This window comes from Streptomyces bauhiniae, assembly GCF_004784475.1.
In the GTDB taxonomy this organism is placed as follows: Bacteria; Actinomycetota; Actinomycetes; order Streptomycetales; family Streptomycetaceae; genus Streptomyces; species Streptomyces seoulensis.
Map to the genome: position 1 here is coordinate 16,306 of NZ_SRRT01000004.1, position 22,093 is coordinate 38,398.

General features: G+C 72.2%; 22 protein-coding genes. 8 read left to right on the plus strand and 14 right to left on the minus strand.

All coding sequences use genetic code 11. The annotated features are described in order from the left end of the window. The first annotated feature begins 72 nt into the window (after positions 1-72). The 3 genes from galE to idi all read left to right on the plus strand — a co-directional run bounded on the left by galE (position 73) and on the right by idi (position 2,843). A complete protein-coding gene (gene galE / locus E5083_RS14055; protein WP_135786020.1) occupies positions 73-1,044 on the plus strand; it encodes a UDP-glucose 4-epimerase GalE in 972 nt (323 codons plus the stop codon). 160 nt (positions 1,045-1,204) lie between these two features. After that, positions 1,205-2,146 carry a cation diffusion facilitator family transporter gene (locus E5083_RS14060; protein ID WP_135786021.1) on the plus strand — a complete coding sequence of 314 codons (942 nt, stop codon included), beginning with the start codon at positions 1,205-1,207 and terminating at the stop codon, positions 2,144-2,146. Positions 2,147-2,249: 103 nt separating this feature from the next. Beyond that, positions 2,250-2,843, plus strand: a complete 594-nt coding sequence (gene idi, locus E5083_RS14065; RefSeq protein ID WP_135786022.1) for an isopentenyl-diphosphate Delta-isomerase — start codon at positions 2,250-2,252, stop codon at positions 2,841-2,843. A 13-nt stretch (positions 2,844-2,856) separates the two neighbouring features. On the opposite strand, the gene E5083_RS14070 is transcribed toward idi, so the two are convergent. Continuing rightward, complete coding sequence (locus E5083_RS14070) at positions 2,857-3,351, minus strand: ATP-binding protein (RefSeq protein ID WP_135786514.1); 495 nt, start codon at positions 3,349-3,351, stop codon at positions 2,857-2,859. 222 nt (positions 3,352-3,573) lie between these two features. Beyond that, a complete protein-coding gene (locus E5083_RS14075) occupies positions 3,574-4,158 on the minus strand; it encodes an HdeD family acid-resistance protein (protein ID WP_135786023.1) in 585 nt (194 codons plus the stop codon). 110 nt (positions 4,159-4,268) lie between these two features. Between E5083_RS14075 and E5083_RS14080 the strand changes: the two genes are divergently transcribed. After that, positions 4,269-5,024: an enoyl-CoA hydratase/isomerase family protein gene (locus E5083_RS14080; RefSeq protein WP_135786024.1), complete on the plus strand. Its 756-nt coding sequence runs from the start codon at positions 4,269-4,271 to the stop codon at positions 5,022-5,024. Here E5083_RS14080 and E5083_RS14085 read toward each other — a convergent pair. Together E5083_RS14085 and E5083_RS14090 are read right to left on the minus strand one after the other, a co-directional pair. After that, positions 5,011-5,646 carry a DJ-1/PfpI family protein gene (locus tag E5083_RS14085; RefSeq protein WP_135786025.1) on the minus strand — a complete coding sequence of 212 codons (636 nt, stop codon included), beginning with the start codon at positions 5,644-5,646 and terminating at the stop codon, positions 5,011-5,013. The genes E5083_RS14080 and E5083_RS14085 overlap by 14 nt on opposite strands. Positions 5,647-5,674: 28 nt before the next feature. Next, on the minus strand, positions 5,675-6,640 hold the full coding sequence (locus E5083_RS14090; RefSeq protein WP_135786026.1) for a GlxA family transcriptional regulator: 966 nt from the start codon (positions 6,638-6,640) through the stop codon (positions 5,675-5,677). A gap of 165 nt (positions 6,641-6,805) precedes the next feature. Here E5083_RS14090 and E5083_RS32010 point away from each other — a divergent pair, with 165 nt between their 5' ends. Together E5083_RS32010 and E5083_RS14095 are read left to right on the plus strand one after the other, a co-directional pair. Continuing rightward, positions 6,806-6,925: an LPFR motif small protein gene (locus E5083_RS32010; protein WP_254641675.1), complete on the plus strand. Its 120-nt coding sequence runs from the start codon at positions 6,806-6,808 to the stop codon at positions 6,923-6,925. A 93-nt stretch (positions 6,926-7,018) separates the two neighbouring features. Next, positions 7,019-9,439, plus strand: coding sequence for a Tex family protein (locus tag E5083_RS14095; RefSeq protein WP_135786027.1), 2,421 nt, complete (start codon positions 7,019-7,021; stop codon positions 9,437-9,439). 49 nt (positions 9,440-9,488) lie between these two features. On the opposite strand, the gene E5083_RS14100 is transcribed toward E5083_RS14095, so the two are convergent. The 4 genes from E5083_RS14100 to E5083_RS14115 all read right to left on the minus strand — a co-directional run bounded on the left by E5083_RS14100 (position 9,489) and on the right by E5083_RS14115 (position 15,132). Then, positions 9,489-11,129, minus strand: coding sequence for an ABC-F family ATP-binding cassette domain-containing protein (locus E5083_RS14100; protein WP_135786028.1), 1,641 nt, complete (start codon positions 11,127-11,129; stop codon positions 9,489-9,491). Positions 11,130-11,142: 13 nt separating this feature from the next. Continuing rightward, positions 11,143-12,162, minus strand: a complete 1,020-nt coding sequence (locus E5083_RS14105) for an oxidoreductase (protein WP_135786029.1) — start codon at positions 12,160-12,162, stop codon at positions 11,143-11,145. 132 nt (positions 12,163-12,294) lie between these two features. Next, positions 12,295-13,122, minus strand: coding sequence for an MOSC domain-containing protein (locus E5083_RS14110; RefSeq protein WP_135786030.1), 828 nt, complete (start codon positions 13,120-13,122; stop codon positions 12,295-12,297). 66 nt (positions 13,123-13,188) lie between these two features. Beyond that, positions 13,189-15,132, minus strand: a complete 1,944-nt coding sequence (locus E5083_RS14115) for a Xaa-Pro dipeptidyl-peptidase (protein ID WP_135786031.1) — start codon at positions 15,130-15,132, stop codon at positions 13,189-13,191. A 173-nt stretch (positions 15,133-15,305) separates the two neighbouring features. On the opposite strand from E5083_RS14115, the gene E5083_RS14120 reads away from it, so the two are divergent. Further along, positions 15,306-16,799 carry a M1 family metallopeptidase gene (locus tag E5083_RS14120; RefSeq protein WP_135786032.1) on the plus strand — a complete coding sequence of 498 codons (1,494 nt, stop codon included), beginning with the start codon at positions 15,306-15,308 and terminating at the stop codon, positions 16,797-16,799. A gap of 14 nt (positions 16,800-16,813) precedes the next feature. Here E5083_RS14120 and E5083_RS14125 read toward each other — a convergent pair whose 3' ends face one another. From E5083_RS14125 to E5083_RS14135, 3 genes are read right to left on the minus strand one after another with little or no spacing between them, the layout of a single operon-like run. After that, on the minus strand, positions 16,814-17,710 hold the full coding sequence (locus E5083_RS14125) for a PfkB family carbohydrate kinase (protein ID WP_135786033.1): 897 nt from the start codon (positions 17,708-17,710) through the stop codon (positions 16,814-16,816). Continuing rightward, on the minus strand, positions 17,707-18,054 hold the full coding sequence (locus E5083_RS14130; protein ID WP_135786034.1) for a macro domain-containing protein: 348 nt from the start codon (positions 18,052-18,054) through the stop codon (positions 17,707-17,709). The genes E5083_RS14125 and E5083_RS14130 overlap by 4 nt, the downstream gene beginning before the upstream one ends. 42 nt (positions 18,055-18,096) lie before the next feature. Continuing rightward, positions 18,097-19,563: an amino acid permease gene (locus E5083_RS14135; protein WP_135786035.1), complete on the minus strand. Its 1,467-nt coding sequence runs from the start codon at positions 19,561-19,563 to the stop codon at positions 18,097-18,099. Between the two features lie 207 nt (positions 19,564-19,770). Between E5083_RS14135 and E5083_RS14140 the strand changes: the two genes are divergently transcribed. After that, on the plus strand, positions 19,771-20,487 hold the full coding sequence (locus E5083_RS14140; RefSeq protein WP_167513543.1) for a MerR family transcriptional regulator: 717 nt from the start codon (positions 19,771-19,773) through the stop codon (positions 20,485-20,487). A 13-nt stretch (positions 20,488-20,500) separates the two neighbouring features. On the opposite strand, the gene E5083_RS14145 is transcribed toward E5083_RS14140, so the two are convergent. Genes E5083_RS14145 through E5083_RS14155 form a run of 3 tightly spaced genes read right to left on the minus strand, consistent with a single transcriptional unit; the run spans position 20,501 to position 21,995 of the window. Further along, positions 20,501-20,947, minus strand: a complete 447-nt coding sequence (locus tag E5083_RS14145) for a hypothetical protein (protein ID WP_135786036.1) — start codon at positions 20,945-20,947, stop codon at positions 20,501-20,503. Further along, on the minus strand, positions 20,944-21,261 hold the full coding sequence (locus E5083_RS14150; RefSeq protein ID WP_135786037.1) for a hypothetical protein: 318 nt from the start codon (positions 21,259-21,261) through the stop codon (positions 20,944-20,946). Before E5083_RS14150 ends, E5083_RS14145 begins: the two co-directional genes overlap by 4 nt. A 44-nt stretch (positions 21,262-21,305) precedes the next feature. Beyond that, positions 21,306-21,995, minus strand: a complete 690-nt coding sequence (locus E5083_RS14155; RefSeq protein WP_135786038.1) for a DJ-1/PfpI family protein — start codon at positions 21,993-21,995, stop codon at positions 21,306-21,308. Positions 21,996-22,093: the final 98 nt, after the last annotated feature.

Consider the following 22,093-nt stretch of genomic DNA (forward strand, 5'->3'; position numbering starts at 1 on the left):
CGCGTCCCGGCGGGCGGCACGCAATCCGGGCATCGGGGACGTCCGGCGCGACGCGGCGTAGGGTCTGCGGGCATGACGTGGTTGATCACCGGCGGAGCCGGATACATCGGGGCCCACGTGGCGCGGGCCACGCACGGCGCCGGGGAGGACGTGGTCGTCCTGGACGACCTGTCGGCGGCGGTACCCGGGCGGCTGCCCGAGGGCATCCCGCTGGTCGAGGGCTCGACGCTGGACGGCGATCTGCTGAAGCGGGTGTTCGCCGAGCACGGGGTGACCGGTGTGGTGCATCTCGCGGCGCGCAAGCAGGTCGGGGAGTCGGTGGCGGAGCCCGTCCGCTACTACCGGGAGAACATCGGCGGTCTGGCGACCCTGCTGGACGCGATCGCGGACGCGGGCGTACGGCGGCTGGTCTTCTCCTCCTCGGCGGCCGTGTACGGCAACCCGGACGTGGACCTGATCACCGAGGACACCCCGTGCGCCCCGGTGAACCCCTACGGCGAGACCAAGCTGGCCGGTGAGTGGCTGGTCCGCGCGGCCGGACAGGCGCACGGCATCTCCACGGTGTGCCTGCGCTACTTCAACGTGGCGGGCGCGGCCGCGCCGGAGCTGGCCGACACCGGGGTGTTCAACATCGTCCCGATGGTCTTCGACCGGCTGACCCGTGACGAGGCGCCCCGGATCTTCGGCGCCGACTACCCGACGCCGGACGGCACCTGCGTCCGCGACTACATCCATGTCGCCGACCTCGCCGAGGCCCACCTCGCGGCGGCCCGGCGGCTCTCCGAGGACGCGCCGGCCGGTGATCTGACGCTGAACGTCGGGCGGGGCGAGGGGGTATCGGTGCGCGAGCTGATTACGCTGATCGGCGAGGTCACCGGGGACCGGCGGGAACCGGTGACCGAGGACCGGCGGCCGGGGGACGCGCCGCGCGCGGTGGCCTCCGCCGAGCGTGCGGCGGCCGAACTGGGCTGGCGGGCCCGGCTCGGGGTGCCGGAGATGGTCGCCTCTGCGTGGGCCGGCTGGCAGCACCACCGCGGCCTGTGAGGGCTGCTGTACGGCTCTGACCTGCGGATCGTTTCCGCAGGTCAGAGCATATGACAACGGTGTTCAGTGCCGCGTTGCCCGGGGGCCGCGAGCCGTAGTTCACTGTGAGCCGGTGCGTTCGTTTGCGAGCCGGCGCGCGGCGCTGAAGGGCGGTTCTCTCATGGGGGCAGGGCACGACCACGGGCATGCGCACAGCCATGTGCCGCCCACGGGTACGGCCGCGGCCGCGTACCGGGGCAGGCTGCGCGCGGCGCTGGGCATCACGCTCACCATCATGGTGGTCGAGATCGTCGGCGGTCTGGTCGCGGACTCCCTGGCGCTGATCGCGGACGCGGCCCACATGGCGACCGACGCGGTGGGCCTGATCATGGCGCTGCTGGCGATCCACTTCGCGGCCCGACCGCCGAGCACCCACCGCACCTTCGGCTTCGCCCGCGCCGAGATCCTGGCCGCGCTCGCCAACTGTGTGCTGCTGCTCGGGGTGGGCGGCTATGTGCTGGTGGAGGCGGTGGAGCGGTTCCTGCGGCCGGCCGAGACGCACGGCGGGCTGATGGTGGTGTTCGGCGCGATCGGCCTGGTGGCCAACTCTGTGTCGCTCCTGCTGCTGATGCGCGGGCAGAAGGAGAGCCTCAATGTGCGCGGCGCCTTCCTGGAGGTCGCCGCGGACGCGCTGGGCTCGGTGGCGGTGATCGTCTCGGCCGCCGTGATCCTGGCCACCGGCTGGCAGGCCGCCGACCCGATCGCCTCGCTGCTCATCGGGCTGATGATCGTACCGAGGACGCTGCGGCTGCTGAGGGAGACGCTGGACGTGCTGCTGGAGGCGGCGCCGAAGGACGTCGACATGACCGAGGTGCGGGCACACATCCTGGCGCTGGACGGTGTGGAGGACGTACATGACCTCCACGCCTGGACGATCACCTCGGGCATGCCTGTGCTCTCCGCACATGTGGTGGTGAGTACGGATGTGCTGAACGCCATCGGCCACGAGAAGATGCTGCACGAGCTGCAGGGCTGTCTGGGCGACCACTTCGACGTGGAGCACTGCACCTTCCAGTTGGAACCGGGCGGGCACGCGGAGCACGAGGCGCGGCTCTGTCACTGAGGTACTCGTACGGGTTCAGGACATGCGGACGTGCCGGGAAGTGCCGGGAGTGCCGGTTTCGTACGGCAGACTTGGGGTGCGAAGACCGACGCGAAGGATGGGTATGCCGATCACACCAGCCACCGAGACGCAACTCTCGCCGAACGGCACCGCGGAGCCGATCCTGCTGGAACTCGTGGACGAGAACGGCGTGACGACCGGCACCGCGGAGAAGCTGGCCGCCCATCAGCCGCCGGGGCAGCTCCACCGGGCGTTCTCGGTGTTCCTCTTCGACGAACGGGGGCGGATGCTGCTCCAGCAGCGGGCGCTCGGCAAGTACCACTCCCCCGGTGTCTGGTCCAACACCTGCTGTGGTCACCCCTATCCCGGTGAGGCGCCGTTCGCGGCGGCGGCCCGGCGTACCCACGAGGAGCTGGGGGTCTCGCCCTCGCTGCTGGCCCAGGCGGGCACCGTGCGCTACAACCACCCGGACCCGGCGTCGGGCCTGGTGGAGCAGGAGTACAACCACCTCTTCGTCGGGCTGGTGCAGCAGACGCTCGCGCCGGACCCGGAGGAGGTCGGCGGGACCGCCTTCGTGACGGCGGCCGAGCTGGCGGAGCGGCACGCGCGGGAGCCGTTCTCCGCGTGGTTCATGACGGTGCTGGACGCGGCGCGTCCGGCGATCAAGGAGCTGACGGGGTCGGCCGCGGGCTGGTAGGCCCGCGGGACCCTCATCTGGACAGCGCGGGTTTGAGCGGCAGGGCGGCCCAGATCACCTTGCCGCCGCTCGCCGTGTGTTCCACGTCGACCGCGCCGCCCGCCTCGCGCGCCACCTCGCGCACCAGCAGCAGGCCCCGGCCGCCGGTCTGGCCGTGGTCGGCCTCCAGCGCGGTCGGGCGGTAGGGGTGGTTGTCCTCCACCGAGACCCGGACCCACTCGGCGCCGACGGCCACCTCGACCCCGAGCATCGGGGAGAGCAGCGCGGCGTGCTTGACCGCGTTCGTGACCAGCTCGGAGACGATCAGCAGCAGCCCGTCCACCACTTCGTCCGCGACCGGTACGCCCTGGCGCAGCAGCAGATCCCGTACGGCGTGCCGCGCCTGCGGGACCGAGGCGTCCACGGCGGGGGCGGTGAACCGCCACACTCCTTCGTACGGCAGGGGTTCGGGCGGGCGCTCGGCGCCCTCCGCGGGGCGCGGCACACCCCCGCGCCCGTGGTTGTCCATCGTCCGGTCGCCACCCTCGCGCTCGATTGTCACCACACGTCGAGTGTTGGTAACGCCGGGGTCCGCACCGGAGGACTGAACACAAGTCAGCGGGTATCGAACGGTTCCGACCACATCCGTACGGTGCGGTCGCGCCGGTGACCATATCTGTCGCCCCGGCGTCCGGTTCGAGAACTATTCAGGTTGTACGGGTTCGTGAGGTCTGTACGGGGCTCCGGAGCCTCAGACGGTGCTGCCGTCACCCATCATGCCGACCACCCGGCGCCCCCCGTATCCGGCGGCGATCAGGCCGAGGCCGTCGAAGAGCAGGGAGAGCGAGAAGAAGCAGCCGATGACGTACTGGCTGCTGCCCGGCCAGCTCACCAGCACCAGGATGCCGAGCAGCAGGTCGAAGGCGCCGAGCAGCAGGGTCCAGCCGAACTGCGGGCCGCGCACGATCAGGCTGCCGGCCAGCCGGAACAGGCCCGCCGCGAGGAACAGCAGCGCGGCGAACATGGTCAGGGCGTCGGCGGCCGCGTGCGGCATCCGGATGACGACGATCCCGGCGGCGATGTTCAGCGCGGCCACGATGACGCCGAGCCAGAAGAAGTTGGTGCCGCGCGCCTGCACCGCGTGCAGCAGGCCGACGATGCCGCCGATCAGCAGCAGCCAGCCGAAGAGGATCATCGAGGTCAGGGTGGCCGCCGCGGTGTAGATGAGGCCGACGATCCCGGCGATCACCAGGATCACCCCGAGCACCGCGAGCCAGCTAAAGCTCCGGCTCAGACCCTTCGCGCCCTTGGTACCGGTTTTGCCGGATCTGGCCATCGCCGCCTCCTTGATCGCCCCTGTTTGCTGTTCTTCTCTCCTTTTGTCCCTCGGGTGGTGCGAGCTAACTCACCCGGCCGTGGCGGGCGTCCGCGGATAGCATCCGCCGCATGGAGCCCGAGCTGTCGCACGCCGTCGCCGACCGCGTCGCCACCGTCGTCATCCGCAACCCGGCCAAGCGCAACGCCATGACGGCCGCGATGTGGCGGGCGCTGCCCCCGCTGCTGGCGGAGCTGGCCGCCGATCCGGAGGTGCGCGCGCTGGTGCTCACCGGGGAGGGCGGGACCTTCTGCGCGGGCGCGGACATCTCCACGCTGCGGGGTTCGCCCGCCGAGGCGCAGGGTCTCGCGGTGGCCGCCGAGGAGGCGCTGGCCGCGTTCCCCAAGCCGACGCTCGCCGCGGTCAAGGGCCACTGCGTGGGCGGCGGGGCCCAGCTCGCGGCCGCCTGCGACCTCCGGCTGGCGGAGGAGGGCGCGCTGTTCGGCGTGACCCCGGCGCGGCTCGGCATCGTCTACCCCGCCTCCTCCACCCGCCGCCTGGTCTCCCTGGTCGGCCCGGCCACCGCCAAGTACCTCCTCTTCTCGGCCGAGCTGATCGGCACCGACCGCGCCCTGCGCACCGGCCTGGTGGACGAGGTGCTCCCGGCGGGCGAGCTGGACAAGCGCATCGCCGCCCTCACCGCCACCCTCGCCACCCGCTCCCTCCTCACCCAGGCCGCCGCCAAGGACTACGCCGACGGCCGCACCGACCGCGACACCCACTGGACCACCCAGACCCTCGCCTCCCCCGACACCGAGGAAGGCGTGACCGCCTTCCTGGAACGCCGCGAACCCCGCTTCACCTGGAGCGTGCCTACGTCAGGATGAACCGGCTGCGCTCGCGCAGGGCGTCGACCAGATGGGCGGGTGCCTTGTCCGGCGAACCGGCGTCGTAGGGCGGCCTCGGGTCGTACTCGTGGCCGAGCTGGATGGCCTGGGCGTACTCGTCGCCCGCGAGCCGGCCGAGCAGGGTGAGGCCCATGTCGATCCCGGCGGAGACCCCGGCGGCCGTGACGTACTTGCCGTCGGTCACCACGCGCTCTTTCACGGGTTCGGCGCCGAACCGCTTCAGTTGGTCGACGGCCAGCCAGTGCGAGGTGGCGCGGCGGCCGTCCAGCAGTCCGGCGACGCCCAGCAGCAGCGAGCCGGTGCACACGGAGGTGGTCCAGGTGGTGGTCGCGTCGGCCTCGCGCAGCCAGTCGAGCAGCGGGCCGTGCTCCATCAGCGCGCTCTGACCGGGCCCGCCCGGCACCACCAGCACATCGGGGCTGCTCACCTCGGCCAGCGACCGGTCGGCGACCAGGGCGAGCCTGCCGGTGTCGGTGCGTACGGGCCCGGTCTGCTCGGCGACGAAGACGGTCTCCGCCTCCGGTGTGCGGGCCAGCATCTCGTACGGTCCGACCGCGTCCAGGGCGGTGAAACGGTCGTAGAGGACGATGGCGATCTGCATGGCGGTCCTTTCGGCGGTGGGCGGAAGGTCAGCGCGGGAGTACGGGGTGGAAGCGGCGGCGGTACTCCGCCGGTGCGGTACCGAGCGCCTTGAGGAAGGCGCGGCGCATGGCCTCGGGGGTGCCGTAGCCGCTCGCGCGGGCGACCTCCTCGACCGAGGCGGAGGTGTCCTCCAGCACTCTGCGGGCGTGCTCCAGCCGGACCCTGTCGACATAGCGGCCCGGTGTGGTGCCGGTCTCGGCGGTGAAGGCGCGGGCGAAGTGGCGCGGGGAGAGCCGGGCGCGGACGGCGAGGGCGTCGACGGAGAGGTCGGCGTCCGGGTGCTCGGTGATCCAGCGCTGCACCTCCCGCAGCGGCTCGCGGGAGGCGGTCTGCGCGGCGAGCTGGGCGCTGAACTGCGCCTGGTTGCCGGGTCGGCGCAGAAAGACCACGAGGTGGCGCGCGACCGTGAGCGCGGTCTCCCGGTCCAGGTCCTCCTCCACCAGGGCCAGCGCCAGGTCGATGCCGGAGGTGACGCCCGCGGAGGTGGCCACATGTGCGTCGCGCACATAGATCGGCTCGGGCTCCACCGTGACGGCCGGGTGCTCGCGGGCCAGCCGGTCGCAGTACGCCCAGTGCGTGGTGGCGCGGCGGCCGTCGAGCAGTCCGGCGGCGGCGAGCAGGAGGGCGCCGGTGCATACGGAGACCAGGCGCGCCACCCCGGGCCCGCGGGCACGCAGCCACTCCACGAGCGCCGGGTCCGGGCGGCGGGTGCCCTCACCGCCGGGGACCAGCAGGGTGTGCGGGTCGGGTGCGGCACCGAGCGCCAGATCGGGTACGAGGGTCAGGCCGCTGGAGGTGCGCACCGGACGCCCGTCCAGGGAGGCGGTGCGCATCCGGTAGCTGCCCGGCGCGAGCCGCTCGGCGCCGGTGAAGACCTCCAGCGGGCCGGTGACGTCGAGGCTCTGCACGTGGTCGAAAAGGACGAGGAGCACGGTGCGCGGGGGCTGCGGCATACCGCCAATTCTTCGGTCGCCCGCGCGGTGGCCGCAATGACGGATGACCCACCTTTCCTGCCATCGGGCACCGGAAGATCGGCCGGACGCATCCGGCGTGCGGGAACGGCTGCGGGGTACCCGGTGCGGACCGGGCAACCCCGCCGGGTGGATTGGAGTTCTCTCATGTTCCGTGCCATCGCCGATGTGCTGCGTCAGATAGGCGGGGCCATCGCCACTGTCGTGACCCTGCCGTTCCGGGCGCTCGCCCGGCTGTTCGGCGGGGCCTCCAGCGGCCGGGCCTGACGCGGGGCGCGCGGTGCGCCCTGTCGTACGCATCCCCGTGCCACCTGCCACAATTGCCGCGCAACGGTAAGCATCAGAAGGCGGTACGGGATCGTGACGACACCCCTCACAGGGTCCATCGAAAGCAGGATCGCCGGGGAACTCGGCGTACGGGAGCGGCAGGTGAAGGCCGCCGTCGAGCTGCTGGACGGCGGTTCGACGGTGCCCTTCATCGCCCGCTACCGCAAGGAGGCGACCGAACTCCTGGACGACGCGCAGTTGCGCACCATCGAGGAGCGGCTGCGGTATCTGCGCGAGCTGGAGGAGCGCCGGAGCGCGATCCTGGAGTCGGTGCGCGAGCAGGGCAAGCTCACCGACGAGCTGGAGCAGCGCATCCGGGGCGCCGAGACCAAGGCGCGTCTGGAGGACATCTACCTCCCGTACAAGCCGAAGCGGCGCACCAAGGCGCAGATCGCGCGGGAGGCCGGTCTCGAGCCGCTGGCCGAGGGGCTGTTGAGCGACCCGTCGGTGGAACCGGCGGCCGCCGCGGCCGCGTTCGTGGACGCCGGCAAGGGTGTCGCGGACGCGCAGGCCGCGCTGGACGGCGCGCGGGCGATCCTGACGGAGCGGTTCTCCGAGGACGCCGACCTGATCGGTGAGCTGCGCGAGCGGATGTGGACGCGCGGCCGGCTGGCCGCCAAGGTGCGGGACGGCAAGGAGGAGGCGGGCGCCAAGTTCGCCGACTACTTCGACTTCACCGAGCCGTTCACCGCGCTCCCCTCGCACCGGATTCTGGCGATGCTGCGCGGCGAGAAGGAGGAGGTTCTCGACCTCGTCCTGGAGCCCGAGGAGCCGACGGAAGGCAGGTCCTCGTACGAGGGCATCATCGCCAGCCGGTTCGGGATCGCGGACCGGGGCCGTCCCGGTGACAAGTGGCTCGGCGACACGGTCCGTTGGGCCTGGCGCACCCGCGTGCTGGTGCACCTCGGCATCGACCTCCGGCTGCGGCTGCGTACCGCCGCCGAGGACGAGGCGGTGGACGTGTTCGCCGCCAACCTGCGCGACCTGCTGCTGGCCGCCCCGGCCGGCACCCGCGCCACGCTGGGCCTGGACCCCGGTTTCCGTACCGGGGTGAAGGTGGCCGTGGTCGACGCGACCGGCAAGGCCGTCGCCACCGATGTGATCTACCCGCACGTGCCCGCCAACAAGTGGGACGAGGCGATCGCCAAGCTGGCCCGGCTGGCCAAGGAGCACTCGGTCGACCTGGTCGCCATCGGCAACGGCACCGCCTCCCGCGAGACGGACAAGCTGGCGACCGAACTCATCGCCAGGCACCCGGAGTTGAACCTCACCAAGGTGATGGTGTCCGAGGCCGGCGCTTCGGTGTACTCGGCGTCGGAGTACGCCTCCCGTGAACTGCCCGGCATGGACGTGTCGTTGCGCGGCGCGGTCTCCATCGCCCGGCGTCTGCAGGACCCGCTGGCCGAGCTGGTGAAGATCGACCCGAAGTCGATCGGCGTCGGCCAGTACCAGCACGACCTCTCCGAGGTGAAGCTGTCCCGCTCGCTGGACGCGGTGGTCGAGGACTGTGTGAACGGCGTCGGTGTGGACGTCAACACCGCGTCCGTACCGCTGCTTTCACGGGTCTCCGGCATCTCCGCCACGCTGGCCGAGAACATCGTGACGCACCGCGACGAGAACGGCCCGTTCACCTCGCGCGCACAGCTCAAGAAGGTGTCCCGGCTGGGCCCGAAGGCGTACGAGCAGTGCGCGGGCTTCCTGCGCATCCGGGGCGGCAGCGACCCGCTGGACTCCTCCAGCGTGCACCCGGAGGCATACCCGGTGGTGCGGCGGATGGTGAAGACGACGGGGCAGGAGGTGGCCTCACTGGTCGGCAACACCGGTGTGCTGCGCTCGCTGCGGGCCGCCGACTTCGTGGACGACACCTTCGGTCTGCCGACCGTGTCCGACATCCTGAAGGAGCTGGAGAAGCCGGGGCGCGACCCGCGTCCGGCGTTCAAGACGGCCACCTTCAAGGAGGGCGTGGAGAAGATCTCCGACCTGTCCGCCGGGATGGTGCTGGAGGGCGTGGTGACGAACGTGGCCGCCTTCGGCGCGTTCGTGGACATCGGCGTCCACCAGGACGGTCTGGTCCATGTGTCCGCGATGTCGAAGACGTTCGTCAAGGACCCTCGGGACGTCGCCAAGCCGGGTGACATCGTCAAGGTGAAGGTCCTGGACGTGGACATCCCGCGCAAGCGGATCGCGCTGACGCTGCGGCTGGACGACGAGGCGGCCCCGCAGGAGCGCGGCGGCGCGCGTCCGCCCAAGCAGCGTCAGGGCCAGGGCGGCGGCGGCCAGGGCGGTCAGGGCCGGCGCCAGGGCGGTGGCCAAGGTGGTCAGGGTGGTCAGGGCCGTGGGAACGGCGGCGGCAAGGACCGGGGCGGCCGTCCCGCCCCCGCGCCGGCCAACAGCGCCATGGCGGACGCCCTGCGCCGCGCCGGTCTGGTCGACCCGAACAAGGGCCGCCGCTGACCCCCGCCCCGCCCCCGGCCCGGCCTCGACACCGGGCCGGGGGCGGGGTTCAGCGTTCGGTCACCCTGCCGTCCGCGACCTCCAGACGGCGGGTCACCTTGATCGCGTCCAGCATGCGCCGGTCGTGGGTGACCAGCAGGAGCGTGCCCTCGTAGGCGTCGAGCGCCGACTCCAACTGCTCGATGGCGGGCAGGTCGAGGTGGTTGGTCGGCTCGTCCAGGACCAGCAGGTTGACGCCCCGGCCCTGCAGCAGGGCGAGGGCGGCGCGGGTGCGCTCGCCGGGCGAGAGGGACGCGGCCGGGCGCAGTACGTGGTCGGACTTGAGGCCGAACTTGGCCAGCAGCGTGCGCACTTCGACCGGCTCGGTGTCCGGGACGGCCGCCTGGAAGGCGTCGAGCAGCGACTCGGAGCCGTGAAACAGCTTGCGGGCCTGGTCGACCTCGCCGACCAGCACCCCGGAGCCCAGCGTGGCGTCGCCGGAGTCCAGCGGGACCCGGCCGAGGAGCGCGCCCAGCAGGGTGGACTTGCCCGCGCCGTTGGCCCCGGTGACCGCGATCCGGTCGGCCCAGTCGATCTGCAGCGAGACCGGCCCGAAGGTGAAGTCACCGCGCCGGACCTCGGCGTCCCGGAGCGTGGCCACCACGGCACCGGAGCGCGGGGCGGCGGCGATCTCCATGCGCAGCTCCCACTCCTTGCGCGGCTCCTCCACCACGTCCAGGCGCTCGATCATCCGCTGGGTCTGCCGGGCCTTGGCGGCCTGCTTCTCGCTGGCCTCGCTGCGGAACTTGCGGCCGATCTTGTCGTTGTCACCGCCCGCCTTGCGCCGGGCGTTCTTCACGCCCTTGTCCATCCAGGAGCGCTGCGTCTGCGCCCGGTCCTGGAGGGCGGCGCGCTTGTCGGCGTACTCCTCGTAGTCGTCGCGGGCGTGCCTGCGGGCCACGTCCCGCTCCTCCAGATAGGCCGCGTAGCCGCCGCCGTAGAGGTTGATCTGCCCCTGGGCGAGGTCGAGTTCGAGGACCTTGGTGACGGTGCGGGTGAGGAACTCGCGGTCGTGGCTGACGACGACGGTGCCCGCGCGCAGGCCGCTGACGAAGCGTTCCAGCCGCTCCAGGCCGTCGAGGTCGAGGTCGTTGGTGGGCTCGTCCAGCAGGAAGACGTCGTAGCGGGAGAGCAGCAGGGAGGCGAGTCCGGCGCGGGCGGCCTGGCCGCCGGACAGGGAGGTCATGGGCCGGTCGAGGCCGACGGCGAGGCCCAGGGTGCCGGTCACGTCCTGGGCGCGTTCGTCCAGGTCGGCGCCGCCCAGGTTCAGCCAGCGGTCCAGCGCGGTGGCGTACGCGTCGTCGGCGCCGGGCAAGCCGTCGACCAGCGCCTGGGTGGCCTCGTCCATGGTGCGCTGGGCCTCGGCGACTCCGGTGCGGCGGGCCAGGAACCCGCCCACGGTCTCGCCCTCCCTGCGCTCCGGCTCCTGCGGGAGGTGGCCGACGGTCGCGGTCGGCGGGGAGAGCCGCAGCTCGCCCTCCTCGGGCGCGGTGAGCCCGGCGAGGATCTTGAGCAGCGTGGACTTGCCCGCGCCGTTGGCGCCGACCAGCCCGATCACGTCTCCGGGCGCGACGACGAGGTCGAGCCCGGTGAAGAGGGAGCGGTCGCCGTGGCCGGCGGCGAGGTTCTTGGCGACGAGGGTGGCAGTCATCAGGACGCCGATTTTAGTCGCGGGCCGAAGCCCCCCGGACCGCTGCCGCCAGCACCCCGCCGGAGGTACGGGCCACCAGGTACGCCTCGCCCCTGACCGTCCTCGGGTCCAGCGGCAGGCGGTGGTGTCCGGGGCCGAGTACGGCGTCCAGGACCGTACGGACCTGGGTGCGGCGGAGGCGGTCGACGCGGTACGCGGTGAGCTGGACGCGGCCCGGCGCGCTCACGTCGATCTCGGCGGCGTACGGGGTCGCGGTCAGCGCGGTGAGGCGGCGGCGGTCCTCCGGGGCGCGGTCGAGGGCCTGCTGGAGCTGGGCGACGAGGACAGGGACGACCGGGGCGGGCGCGTCCACGAGGACGGTGCCGGTGCGGGCGAACGTCTCGCGCAGGGCGGTCCGTTGGGTAGCCGAGACGGTCAACGTCGCACCATACGCGCTGAGTTCCTCGGCAGGGACATCGGTGGCGTCCGGGGTGATGTCCGCGCCGATCCCGATCCCGCGCAGGGCGGCCGCGAGCTTGGCGAGGAGGCCGACGCGGGGGCCGATGAGCAGAACCCGGCGAGAGGGGGCTGCAGTGCCGTCCAACAGCGCGGTGAGGGCGGCCCGGTAGGCGGGACCGTGGAAGTGGAAGGGCCCGGTGCCGTGGTAGCCGTCGCGGTCGAGGTCGACATGCTCGCCGGTCTGCCAGGCGAAGTCCCGCCAGCGGTAGTCGTCGCCGTCCCGTTCGATGACGACGGTGACGGCGCCGCAGCCGAGGTCGGCGCACTCCGGGCACCCGTAGAGCACGAACCGGCCACCGGGCAGCGGGGGTTCGTCCTCCAGCAGCAGGGCGCGCACCTGGGCGTCGAGGACGGCGGGCGGGAGGTCGGAGGCGAGCGGTGACACGGCGTCGAGGTCGGCGAGCCGGAACAGCAGCGGGCTGCCGTCGACGACGAAGTCCACGAAGTCGCGGTGGACCTGGTAGCCGCCGTCGGCGAGCACGGCGCCGACGCGGGTCGCCGGTTCCAGTCCGAAGGTGGCGTAGACGGGTGACATGAGATGAGTATTCCCACGTCCGGCCCAAACAGCGGTCCGCACAGGCGCGCGCTTCCCCGCCCCGGCCTGCGGAGCGGCCCTGACCGGCGGCGGGCGTACGCGTGGTCGAGGGCGTACGGCCCGTACGGCGGCTTACCGCTCCGGCTCGCCCCACTCCCCGACGACCACCTCGTCCCCCACGGACACCTTGCCGGGGCGCAGCACGGCGTACTTCGTCCCGAAGACGACCCCGCCCTGGGCCGCGCGGCGGTAGCCGGCGAGGGTGCGCAGGGGCTCGGGGCCCGAGCGGGCGGCGGTTGCCTGGTCGACCATGGTGACGGCGCAGCGGACGGCGAGCTTGGTGTAGCCGAGTTCGGCCGAGCCGAGGGTGAGGTGGTGAGCGCGGTCCTCGGTGTGCGGCTCGGGCCAGCCGTCGACGACGATGTTGGGGCGGAAGCGGTTCATCGGCAACGGGTCCGCGCCGCGTTCCCGGAGCTTCTCGTTCAGCAGGTCGAGGGTGGCGCGGGAGAGGAGGTGCACGGCGGAGCTGTCGGCGTACCCGGAGGTGCCCGGTGTCCTGCCGTCGGTCACCCGCTCGTGGTCGGGCGGTACGCGGACCAGCCGGCTGGGCGCGCCGAGCACCGAGGACAGCCACTCGGCCACGGTGTCGCCCTGGTCGATGCCCCGGTAGGCGTTGCCGAACAGCTCGACGGGCCGGGCGGGTCCGGACGTGTCGACGTCGAGGGCCAGCGGCTCGAAGTCGTCCGCCTGGAGGGTGAGTCGAGTGCCGTCGTGGGTGACGCCCGGCCGAATGAGGGTCAGCCGGGGGTCGCGCCGCTGGGTACGGAACACGCCCTCCTCGCTGACGACCATGAAGCTGCGGTCGTGCGCGAGTCCGGCGGGCGTCAGCCGCGCCTGGTCGACGGGCACGCCGGCGCAGCCCTTGACGGGGTAGTACGTCAGCGCGGTGACGACAGGCATGAGCACTCCGACCGACCGATGACCTGGGCGAGGGTGCAATCGTCGCACCCTCGCCCGGGCCGGTGTCTACCGGTCCGCGTCGGCGGTGCAGCCGTCGCCGTGGCCGGTGAGGCAGCGCGGGGTGCCGACGACGGTGAGGGTGCGCCCGGCGGGCGGTGCGGTGGTGGCGCGGTCCAGGGCGGCCGGGCCGCCGGTGAGCGGGAGCCGGGCCGTGGTGCGGGTGAGGTCGAGGGTGAGGGTGGGGCGGGTGGCGGGCGGTTCGATGAGGTCCTTGTCGGTGCCCGCGACGACGAGGGCCAGCCGGTGGCCCTTGGGTACGACGTGGTCGGTGGCGGCGAGGTCGAGGGTCATCGTGTAGGCGCGGCCGGGGGTGAGCGGGACGCCCTTGGCGAGCGAGGCGTGATGCCCGAGGTCGGCCCAGCCCCGGCTGACGACGGTGGCGCCCACGTCGGCCGTCTTCGCGGCGGTCGCCTTGAAGCAGGCGCTGTCCCCGGCCGTGCTGGCGCCGAAGCAGGTGCGGTCGGTGAGGGTGGTGATGCCCTCGCCGCCGTCGGCGTAGTCGCGGATGGTGTCCGGGCCTAGGTCGACCAGGACGGCGGACAGGTGGGCACTGTTGGTGCTCGGTGTGGCGGTGACGGTCACGCGGGAGGAACCGGAGATCCGCAGCGGGCCGGTGAGGGCCGGGGTGATGAAGGCGGCCTTGTCGGGCGTCGGCTCGGTGAGGTCGGCCGCCCAGTCGGTCTCGCTCCGGCTCGGGTCGTCGGTGAACGTCTCGGTGCCGGTGGCGCGGCGCAGGCCCAGGGTGCCGACGCCGGGCGTGGTGCCGCGGGCCGGGTAGAGGGTGGTGGTCCGGGTGTCGCGCGGGGGCCAGACGGCGGAGGTGGTCCACTGGTCGGGGTGGCGCTCGATGTCGGCCATGGGTTCGCGGTCGATGCCGTTGTCGTAGCCGAGGAGTTCGTGGTCGAACCAGCGGTGCAGAGTGTCCACCCAGGCGCCGCGCCGGTAGTCGAAGGGGTCGACGTGGCCGGTCTGGGAGAGCCAGATCTTGCGCTCGACGCCATGCTTCGCCAGCGCGTCCCACCACTGGCCGACGTGCTTGGTACGGACGTTGAGGTCTTGCATGCCGTGCACCAGGAACACGCTGGCACGGACCTTCCCCGCGTCCTTCACGTAGTCCCGCTCGGTCCACAGCCGGGTCCAGTCGCCGGAGTCGGGGCTGCCGTCGGCGAGCTTCTGCCGTACGGCCGCGCAGTGGACCTCCTCGCTCTCCACATACCCGGCGAGTTCGTCGGGGCCGCCGTCGTAGAGCTGGGCGCCCTGGGCGAAGTAGTAGTCGTACCAGGAGGAGATGCCGCTGATCGGGACGATGGTCTTGAGGTTCTTCACGCCCGTCGCGGCGACGCCGTTGGCGATGGTGGCGTCCCAGCTCTTGCCGATCATGCCGGTGGCGCCGTTGGTCCAGCTCGCCTTGACCGGCGTACCGCCGGTGCGGCTGGTGTAGGCGCGGGCCCGGCCGCCGAGCCAGTCCACGACCGCCTTGGCGGAGCCGATGTCGGAGCGGCCGCCGACGTCCACACAGCCGTCGCTGCGGTTGGTGCCGGCGAGGTCGACGCCGACGAACGCGTAGCCGCGCGGCACGAAGTAGTTGTCGTAGAAGAGCGGCATCTGCACGACGTGCCCCTGCGCGTCGTACGTCTTGAGCTGACTCTCGTTGCCGCGGCCGCAGCAGGAATAGTAGGGGCTGGCGTCCATGATGACGGGCACCTTGCGGCCCTGCCGGGCGGGTTCGGCGGGGCGGACGATGTCGGCGGCGACGCGGTCGGTGCGGCCGTCGCCGTCCTCGTCCAGGCCGGTGTCCACCCAGACGGACTCGCGGACGGCGTCGGCGTACGAGTAGACGGGCCTGCTCTCGCGCGGTGCCGCCTGGGCGGCGGTCGGGGCGAGGAGGACGGCCGTCAGCGCACCGACGGCCAGGACCGCGAGGGTTCTCCAGAGCGAGCGAATCGGCATGGGCGGACGCTACCTCCGGCAACTCCCGTACAGAAGAGGGCCTTTCGGCGGTCACCGGGACGCGTGACGGCTGAATGGCGATCGTGTGACAGCAGGGGTCGTGGACACGCCAGAAGCGGCCGGGACTGCATAGGCTCCGAACAGACTTCCTGTCCAGAAGACTTGGAGCTGACGTGCACCGCAGAATCCTCGCGCCGAGCGCCCTGGCGGCGGCCTCCCTCCTGCTGGCGATCCCGGCATCGGCCGCCTCGTCCGCCCCCGGCGCGCCGGGCATCGGCGACCCCTACTACCCGCAGTACGGCAACGGCGGCTACGACGTCTCGCACTACGACCTGAGGCTCCAGTACCAGCCGAAGACGGACGAGCTGCAGGGCACCGCGACCATCCTGGCGAAGACCACGCAGGACCTGTCCAGCTTCGACCTGGACTTCCTGCTGGACGTCAGCGAGGTGCGGGTCAACGGCGTCAAGGCCGCCTTCAGCACGTCCGGCGAGCACGAGCTGGTCGTCACCCCGAAGACCCCGCTGGCCAAGGGCACGCAGGTCACCGTGGTCGTCCGGTACAGCGGGGTGCCCTCCACGAAGAGCGCCTACGGCTTCTCCACCTGGCACCGCACGCCGGACGGCGCCGTCGCGGCGGACGAGCCCGAGGCGGCCTGGTGGTGGTTCCCGAGCAACGACCACCCCAGCGACAAGGCCACCTACGACGTGTCGGTGGCGGTGCCGGACGGCACCCAGGCGATCTCCAACGGCACGCTGGCGTCGACCAGTTCGAAGCTGGGCTGGACCCGTTACAACTGGCGCCAGGACAAGCCGCAGGCGACCTATCTGGCCACCCTCGCGCTCGGCCGGTTCGACATCACCACCTCCACCTCCGAGGGCGGGGTGCCGGTGGTCAACGCGTACAGCAAGGACCTCGGCGCCAACGACGGGGCGGCGCGGGCGAGCGTGGAGCGCACCGGTGAGCTGGTGGACTGGCTGAGCGGCTATTTCGGGCCGTATCCCTTCTCCTCCGCCGGCGGTTACGTCCCCAACACCACCACCGGGTACGCGCTGGAGACGCAGACCCGCGTCTTCTACAGCCCCAAGCAGTTCGCGGCCGGCTCCAACACCTCGGTGGTCGTGCACGAGCTGGCCCACCAGTGGTACGGCGACGACGTGTCACTCAAGGGCTGGAAGGACATCTGGATCAACGAGGGCTTCGCCCGGTACGCGCAGTGGCTCTGGTCCGAGCACGAGGGCGAGGGCACCACGCGCGAGCTGGCGGACTACGTGTACGCCTCGCACCCGGCCGACGACCCGTTCTGGACCGTCAAGCCCGGTGACCCCGGCCCGGACGCCCAGTTCGACCTCGCGGTCTATGACCGGGGCGCACTCGCCGTGCAGGCGCTCCGCGAGGAGATCGGCGACGACGCGTTCTTCGCCGTGCTGAAGGGCTGGCCGAAGAAGCACGCCTACGGCAACGCCTCGGTGGCCGACTTCCAGAAGTACGCCGAGCAGGTGTCCGGCAAGCCGCTGGCTGCGCTCTTCGACACCTGGCTGTTCCAGCCGTCGAAGCCGGAGGCGCGGGATGCGGGCGCGGCTGCCCTTGCCCGGTCTGCGGCAAAGGCGGCACAGCCGAAGTCGTGGAAGAAGATCGAGGCGACGAACGACGTGCACGCGCACTGAGTCCCGGCTTCGTCCTAGGCCGTGACGGCTCCCTCACCGAGGAGGCCGTCGCGGCCTATCGCGTCCGTGCGGGTGGCGGGGACGGTACAGGCGTAGGCGCCCGCTGCCGCGCCGTAGCGGGCGCAGCGCTCGGGGTCCGCTCCGGCGAGGCGGCCGTAGAGGAAGGCGGCGGCGAAGGCGTCGCCCGCGCCGTTGGAGTCGACCACCGGGGCGGGCGGGGTCGCGGGCGGGACGTGGGTCAGCTCGCCGTCGGCCAGCAGATGGGCGCCCTCGGCACCCGCCGTGGCGACGACGATCCGGGCACGGCCGCGCTCGGATATCCGGCGCATGGTGCGCTCGGGGTCGGTGAGGGCGGCGGCGGAGAGGAAGACGACGTCCGCCGCCAGGGCGTACGGCTCGTGGTACGGGTTCTCGCCGTCCCAGTCGTGCAGGTCGGTGGAGAGGGGCACGCCGGTCTCCCTGAGCAGGGGCAGGGCCTCGGCGCAGGGCTGGGTGATGGTCACGTGGACGTGCCGGGCGGCCGCCGCGAGGGGGCGCAGCACCTCATCGGGGAAGCGGTCGCCGGGGCGGGCGCGGCTGGTGTCGTACAGGGAGAGGCGGCGGCCGTCGGGGCCGACCAGATTGACGGCGCGCTTGGTGCCGGCGGGCTGGGGCAGCGCGGTCAGCGCGATGCCGTGGTCCCGGTGCAGGGCGCGGACGAGGTCGCCCTCGGGGTCGTCGCCGATCAGGTCGAGGTGGTGGACGTCGAGGCCCAGCGCGGCCAGGCCCAGCGCGACGAAGTCGCCGGTCTGTCCGGCGCGGGTGTGCACCCCGGTGTCCACGGGATAGCTGTCGGCGAAGGGCAGCGGCAGCTCGGGCACGCGGACGATGGTGTCCACCCCGGCACCGCCCAGCACCAGTACGTCCGTCATGCGCCCTCCCCGTGGTCGTACACGGTGACGGGGATGCCCCGCCCCGTCAGCCGTTCGGTGACGAGCGGCTCCACGAGCGGCCACTCACCGCCCGCCAGGCCGCAGCCTATGCGGGGCATGTGCACGGAGGCACCGAGTTCGATCACCTGGCCGGCGAGCCGGCCGAGCGCGGCGTCGATCGCCTCGTACCGGGCCGCCTCCGGCTCCGGCCAGCGCTTGGACAGCGCGGAGACGAAGCCCCTCCCCCAGCCGCCGATGTCGTTGCAGACATGGGCGATCACGCGGGCGCCCTCCGCACATGGCGCGGTGGCGTCACCCCGGATGTAAACGATCTCCTCCGACATGACGCCACCGTAAGCGCTGCCACTGACAGTGGCCGTGACCTGCTACTTCGTGAGGTCGGTCAGCTCCCGCTCGGCGTTCGCGGTGACGCGGCGGCGCACGCCGAACCAGCCGGCGACCAGCAGGACCGCGATCAGCGGGATCAGGTACAGGGTGCGGCGGCCCACCTCGGGGTCGTTCCACATCATGCCGAGACAGACCAGCAGGAAGGCGATGGTGACGATCTCGGTGACCGGGCTGAACTTGAGCTGGAAGCGCGGCCGGGTGACCAGGCCCTCGCGGGCGCGGCGGACGAAGATCATGTGGCAGACCATGATGATCACCCAGGTGCTGATGATGCCGAGCGAGGCCACGTTCAGCACGATCTCGAACGCCTGGCTGGGCACGAGGTAGTTCAGGCCGACGCCGAGCACGCAGACCGCGCAGGTCAGCAGGATGCCGCCGTAGGGGACCTGGCTGCGGTTCATCCTGGCGGTGAACTTCGGCGCGGAACCGGCCGTCGCCATGGAGCGCAGGATGCGGCCGGTGGAGTACAGGCCGGAGTTCAGCGAGGACATGGCGGCGGTGAGCACCACGAGGTTCATCACGTCGCCGGCCGCCGGGATGCCGACCTTGGACAGGACGGTCACGAACGGGCTCTGGTCGGCGGAGTACACCGAGCCGGGCAACAGCAGGGCGAGCAGCACGACGGAGCCGACGTAGAACACGCCGACACGCCACATGATCGAGTTCACCGCGCGCGGGACGACCTTCTCGGGCTCGGCGGTCTCACCGGCGGCGACGCCGACCAGCTCGAGCGCGGCGTACGCGAAGATCACGCCCTGCATCACCAGGACGACGGGCATCATGCCGTGCGGGAAGATCCCGCCGTGGTCGGTGATGAGGCTGACGCCGGGCTGGTGGCCGCCCACGTCGTGCTGGGTGGCCAGCAGGAAGATGCCGATGAGCATGAAGCCCACCAGGGTGGCGACCTTGATGATCGCGAACCAGAACTCCATCTCGCCGAAGATCTTCACCGAGATCAGGTTCACGGCGAGCACCACGGCCAGCGCGACGAGTGCGAGCACCCACTGCGGTATGGACGTGAACATGCTCCAGTAGTGCGTGTAGAGCGCGATCGCGGTGATGTCGGCGATGCCGGTGGTCGACCAGTTCAGGAAGTACATCCAGCCGGCGACATAGGCGCCCTTCTCACCGAGGAACTCGCGCGCGTACGACACGAAGGACCCGGAGGACGGGCGGTACAGGACCAGCTCGCCCAGCGCCCGGACCACGAAGAAGGCGAAGACTCCGCAGACCAGGTAGGCCAGGGCGAGCGCGGGGCCCGCGTTGTGCAGGCGGCCGCCCGCTCCGAGGAACAGGCCGGTGCCGATGGCGCCGCCGATGGCGATCATGTTGACGTGGCGGGCCTTGAGGTCCTTGCTGTAACCGGCGTCGCCCGCGTCCGCGGGCGTCTGGGCCTGCTGCGCGGGGGCAGCGGCCGGGGCCGAGTCAACGGCGTCCTTGCTCACGGGTCGTTCCACTCTCTGGTACTCCCGGACCACGAGGGGCCGGTTCCTTACAGGGCGGCCCGCCCGCACGATGGTGTCGCGGTACAGACCAAGGCAGCAGCTTCCCAGAGAGATCACCCGATATGCGGTGGTCCACGTCACAGAGCGGCACTTCTCACATGACCTTCGCGGGTTTCACACTCCTGCTGCGACAGCGATACTGCTGCGATGACGACCGAGGCCGAGGACCCCACCCTCACCATCGACGAGCTGGCCGCGCGGTCCGGCGTCACCGTGCGCACGGTGCGTTTCTACGGCACCCGCGGGCTGCTCCCGCCGCCCGAGATAGGCCCCCGCCGGGTCGGCCGGTACGGCCGTGAGCACCTGGCCCGCCTCGCGCTGATCGAGGAGCTGCGGCTGCAGGGGATGACGCTGGCGGCGATCGAGCGGTACATCAGCCGGCTCCCGGCCGACCTCACCGCCCAGGATCTCGCGGTGCACCGGGCGGTCGTCTCCTCCTGGGCCCCGGAGGCGGTGGAGACGGTCGGCCGCGCCGAGCTGGACCGCCGGGCGGGGCGCCGCCTGACCGAGGAGGACGTACGGCGGCTGACGGCCATGGACGTCCTGGCCCCCGAGGGGGACGACTGGCGTGTGGACACCGGCCTGCTGCGCCTCGCCGTACAGCTCCTGGACCTCCCCTTCTCCCAGGAGGTCATCCTCGCCGCCCGCACCACCCTCCTCGACCACTCCCGCGCCGCCGCCCGCGAACTCTCGTCCCTCCTGCGCGACGCGGTCCCCGAACACACCCCGAGCGACGTCCGCACCCTCTCCGCCCACATGCAGCCCCTGGTCGTCCAGGCCCTCCTGACCACATTCCAGCGGTCGCTGCGGCAGGAGGTCAGGGAGTGGCTGGGGGACGACGCGGAGGGCGCCTCCGAGGAGTAGGTGCGGTTTCGGCTCATGCGCCCGTGGTGGAACCGGGGCGGACGATCATCAGGACGGTGACCGCGGCCCACAGCAGGTTGAAGACGCCGGTGAGCATGGCGAGCCGGCCCGGTGCCACGGGGCTCGGGGCCGTGGCCAGCGCCCGGTCCTGGGCGGGCAGGATCAGCAGGGCCAGGAGCGCGGCGGCCGCCGCGGTCAGCACGATCGAGGTGATCAGCCAGCCGTCGCCGAGGACGCCGAGGCTGCCGGCCGTGGCGAGGCCGAAGAGCGGTACGGCGACGCCGACGCCCGCGTAGACGCGGCAGACGCGGTGCAGGGTCCGCAGGGTCGTCCGGGCGGTGCCCTCGCCGTCGGCGGCGGCGCGGCGCAGCGTCGCGGGGAACATGCTCGCGGCGACGGCGACCGGTCCCACGGCGAGGAGGGCGGCCAGGACGTGCAGGGAGAGGAGCACCTTGGTCATGCCGATTGCTCCCCGTCCGGCCGGCGCTCGCCGGTGACCTTCGAGGAGGGGAGCCGGCCGGCGCGGGAGGTGCCCCGGAGGGTGTCGCCGTCGACCGTGACGTCGAACGCCAGGTTCAGCCGCAGGGGCCGGGTGACGGCCTGCTTCCAGGTGAGCCGGTCGCCGTCGAGGGTGACGTCGCTGAGCGGCACCTCCTCGCCGGCTCCGCGGGCGACGCCGGTGAGGAGTCCGTCCCGCTCGTGGAGTTCCACCACTGCCTCGATCCGGCCGACGGGCGTGGAGACGGACAGGTGCCAGGTGCCTGTTACGGGCATGCGGATGTTCCTTCTGATGGTGCGAGGGGGATCGGCGGAGGTGCTCAGAGCGCGGCGGGCGCCGGCCCCTGGGCACGCCAGACGGTGCCGCGCCGCTCGTGGGCGAAGAGTTCTTCGACGGCGTGCGCGATCCGGGGGCCCACCTCGCGCTCCAGCAGGTACAGGCCCAGGTCCAGCCCGGAGGTGACGCCGGCGCCGGTGACCAGGTCGCCGTCGTCCACGACGCGGGCGCGGACCATGTGGGCGCCGGTGGCGTCCAGCAGGTCGAGGCCCAGGTGGTGGGTGGTCGCGTGCCGCCCCTCCAGCAGGCCCGCCATGGCCAGGACGAGCGAGCCGCCGCAGACGGTGGCGACCGTGATGCCGGGATCGTCCATGGCCCGCCCGAGGAGGGCGGGGAGCCCGGTGGTCAGCGCGCGGGCCAGCAGTACCGCGCTCAGCTCGTCCCGCTCCGGATCGCCGGCGCCCGTCTCCTCGTCCGACACCTCGCCGGGTTCGCCCACGCGCCCGGAGGCGCCGGGCACCAGAAGCAGGTCAGCGCGTTCGAGGTCGACGGCTCCGGTGGCGCGCAGGGTCAGCCCTCCGGTGCCGCTGGTCACCTCACGCGGGCCTTCGGCGGAGACCAGCTCGACGGTCACCGCGCCGTCCGACGCCGTGCCGCCGGCGTACAGCACCTCGTAGGGGGCGATGACGTCGAGCGGATCGAAGCCGTCGAACAGGACGATCTGGGCATGCATGCGGGTTCCCTCGGGTCGATCTCCTTCGGACACCCGAAGTCAACCGGTCGTCGCCGTGATCGCCCAGTGGCACTAATGACAAGGTGCGACGGGAAAAC

Bases quoted from the DNA above. Each gene is read 5' to 3' on its own strand.
- galE (WP_135786020.1), top strand. From the start codon at position 73: ATGACGTGGTTGATCACCGGCGGAGCCGGATACATCGGGGCCCACGTG.
- E5083_RS14060 (WP_135786021.1), top strand. From the start codon at position 1,205: ATGGGGGCAGGGCACGACCACGGGCATGCGCACAGCCATGTGCCGCCC.
- idi (WP_135786022.1), top strand. From the start codon at position 2,250: ATGCCGATCACACCAGCCACCGAGACGCAACTCTCGCCGAACGGCACC.
- E5083_RS14070 (WP_135786514.1), bottom strand. From the start codon at position 3,351: ATGGACAACCACGGGCGCGGGGGTGTGCCGCGCCCCGCGGAGGGCGCC.
- E5083_RS14075 (WP_135786023.1), bottom strand. From the start codon at position 4,158: ATGGCCAGATCCGGCAAAACCGGTACCAAGGGCGCGAAGGGTCTGAGC.
- E5083_RS14080 (WP_135786024.1), top strand. From the start codon at position 4,269: ATGGAGCCCGAGCTGTCGCACGCCGTCGCCGACCGCGTCGCCACCGTC.
- E5083_RS14085 (WP_135786025.1), bottom strand. From the start codon at position 5,646: ATGCAGATCGCCATCGTCCTCTACGACCGTTTCACCGCCCTGGACGCG.
- E5083_RS14090 (WP_135786026.1), bottom strand. From the start codon at position 6,640: ATGCCGCAGCCCCCGCGCACCGTGCTCCTCGTCCTTTTCGACCACGTG.
- E5083_RS32010 (WP_254641675.1), top strand. From the start codon at position 6,806: ATGTTCCGTGCCATCGCCGATGTGCTGCGTCAGATAGGCGGGGCCATC.
- E5083_RS14100 (WP_135786028.1), bottom strand. From the start codon at position 11,129: ATGACTGCCACCCTCGTCGCCAAGAACCTCGCCGCCGGCCACGGCGAC.
- E5083_RS14105 (WP_135786029.1), bottom strand. From the start codon at position 12,162: ATGTCACCCGTCTACGCCACCTTCGGACTGGAACCGGCGACCCGCGTC.
- E5083_RS14110 (WP_135786030.1), bottom strand. From the start codon at position 13,122: ATGCCTGTCGTCACCGCGCTGACGTACTACCCCGTCAAGGGCTGCGCC.
- E5083_RS14115 (WP_135786031.1), bottom strand. From the start codon at position 15,132: ATGCCGATTCGCTCGCTCTGGAGAACCCTCGCGGTCCTGGCCGTCGGT.
- E5083_RS14125 (WP_135786033.1), bottom strand. From the start codon at position 17,710: ATGACGGACGTACTGGTGCTGGGCGGTGCCGGGGTGGACACCATCGTC.
- E5083_RS14130 (WP_135786034.1), bottom strand. From the start codon at position 18,054: ATGTCGGAGGAGATCGTTTACATCCGGGGTGACGCCACCGCGCCATGT.
- E5083_RS14140 (WP_167513543.1), top strand. From the start codon at position 19,771: ATGACGACCGAGGCCGAGGACCCCACCCTCACCATCGACGAGCTGGCC.
- E5083_RS14145 (WP_135786036.1), bottom strand. From the start codon at position 20,947: ATGACCAAGGTGCTCCTCTCCCTGCACGTCCTGGCCGCCCTCCTCGCC.
- E5083_RS14150 (WP_135786037.1), bottom strand. From the start codon at position 21,261: ATGCCCGTAACAGGCACCTGGCACCTGTCCGTCTCCACGCCCGTCGGC.
- E5083_RS14155 (WP_135786038.1), bottom strand. From the start codon at position 21,995: ATGCATGCCCAGATCGTCCTGTTCGACGGCTTCGATCCGCTCGACGTC.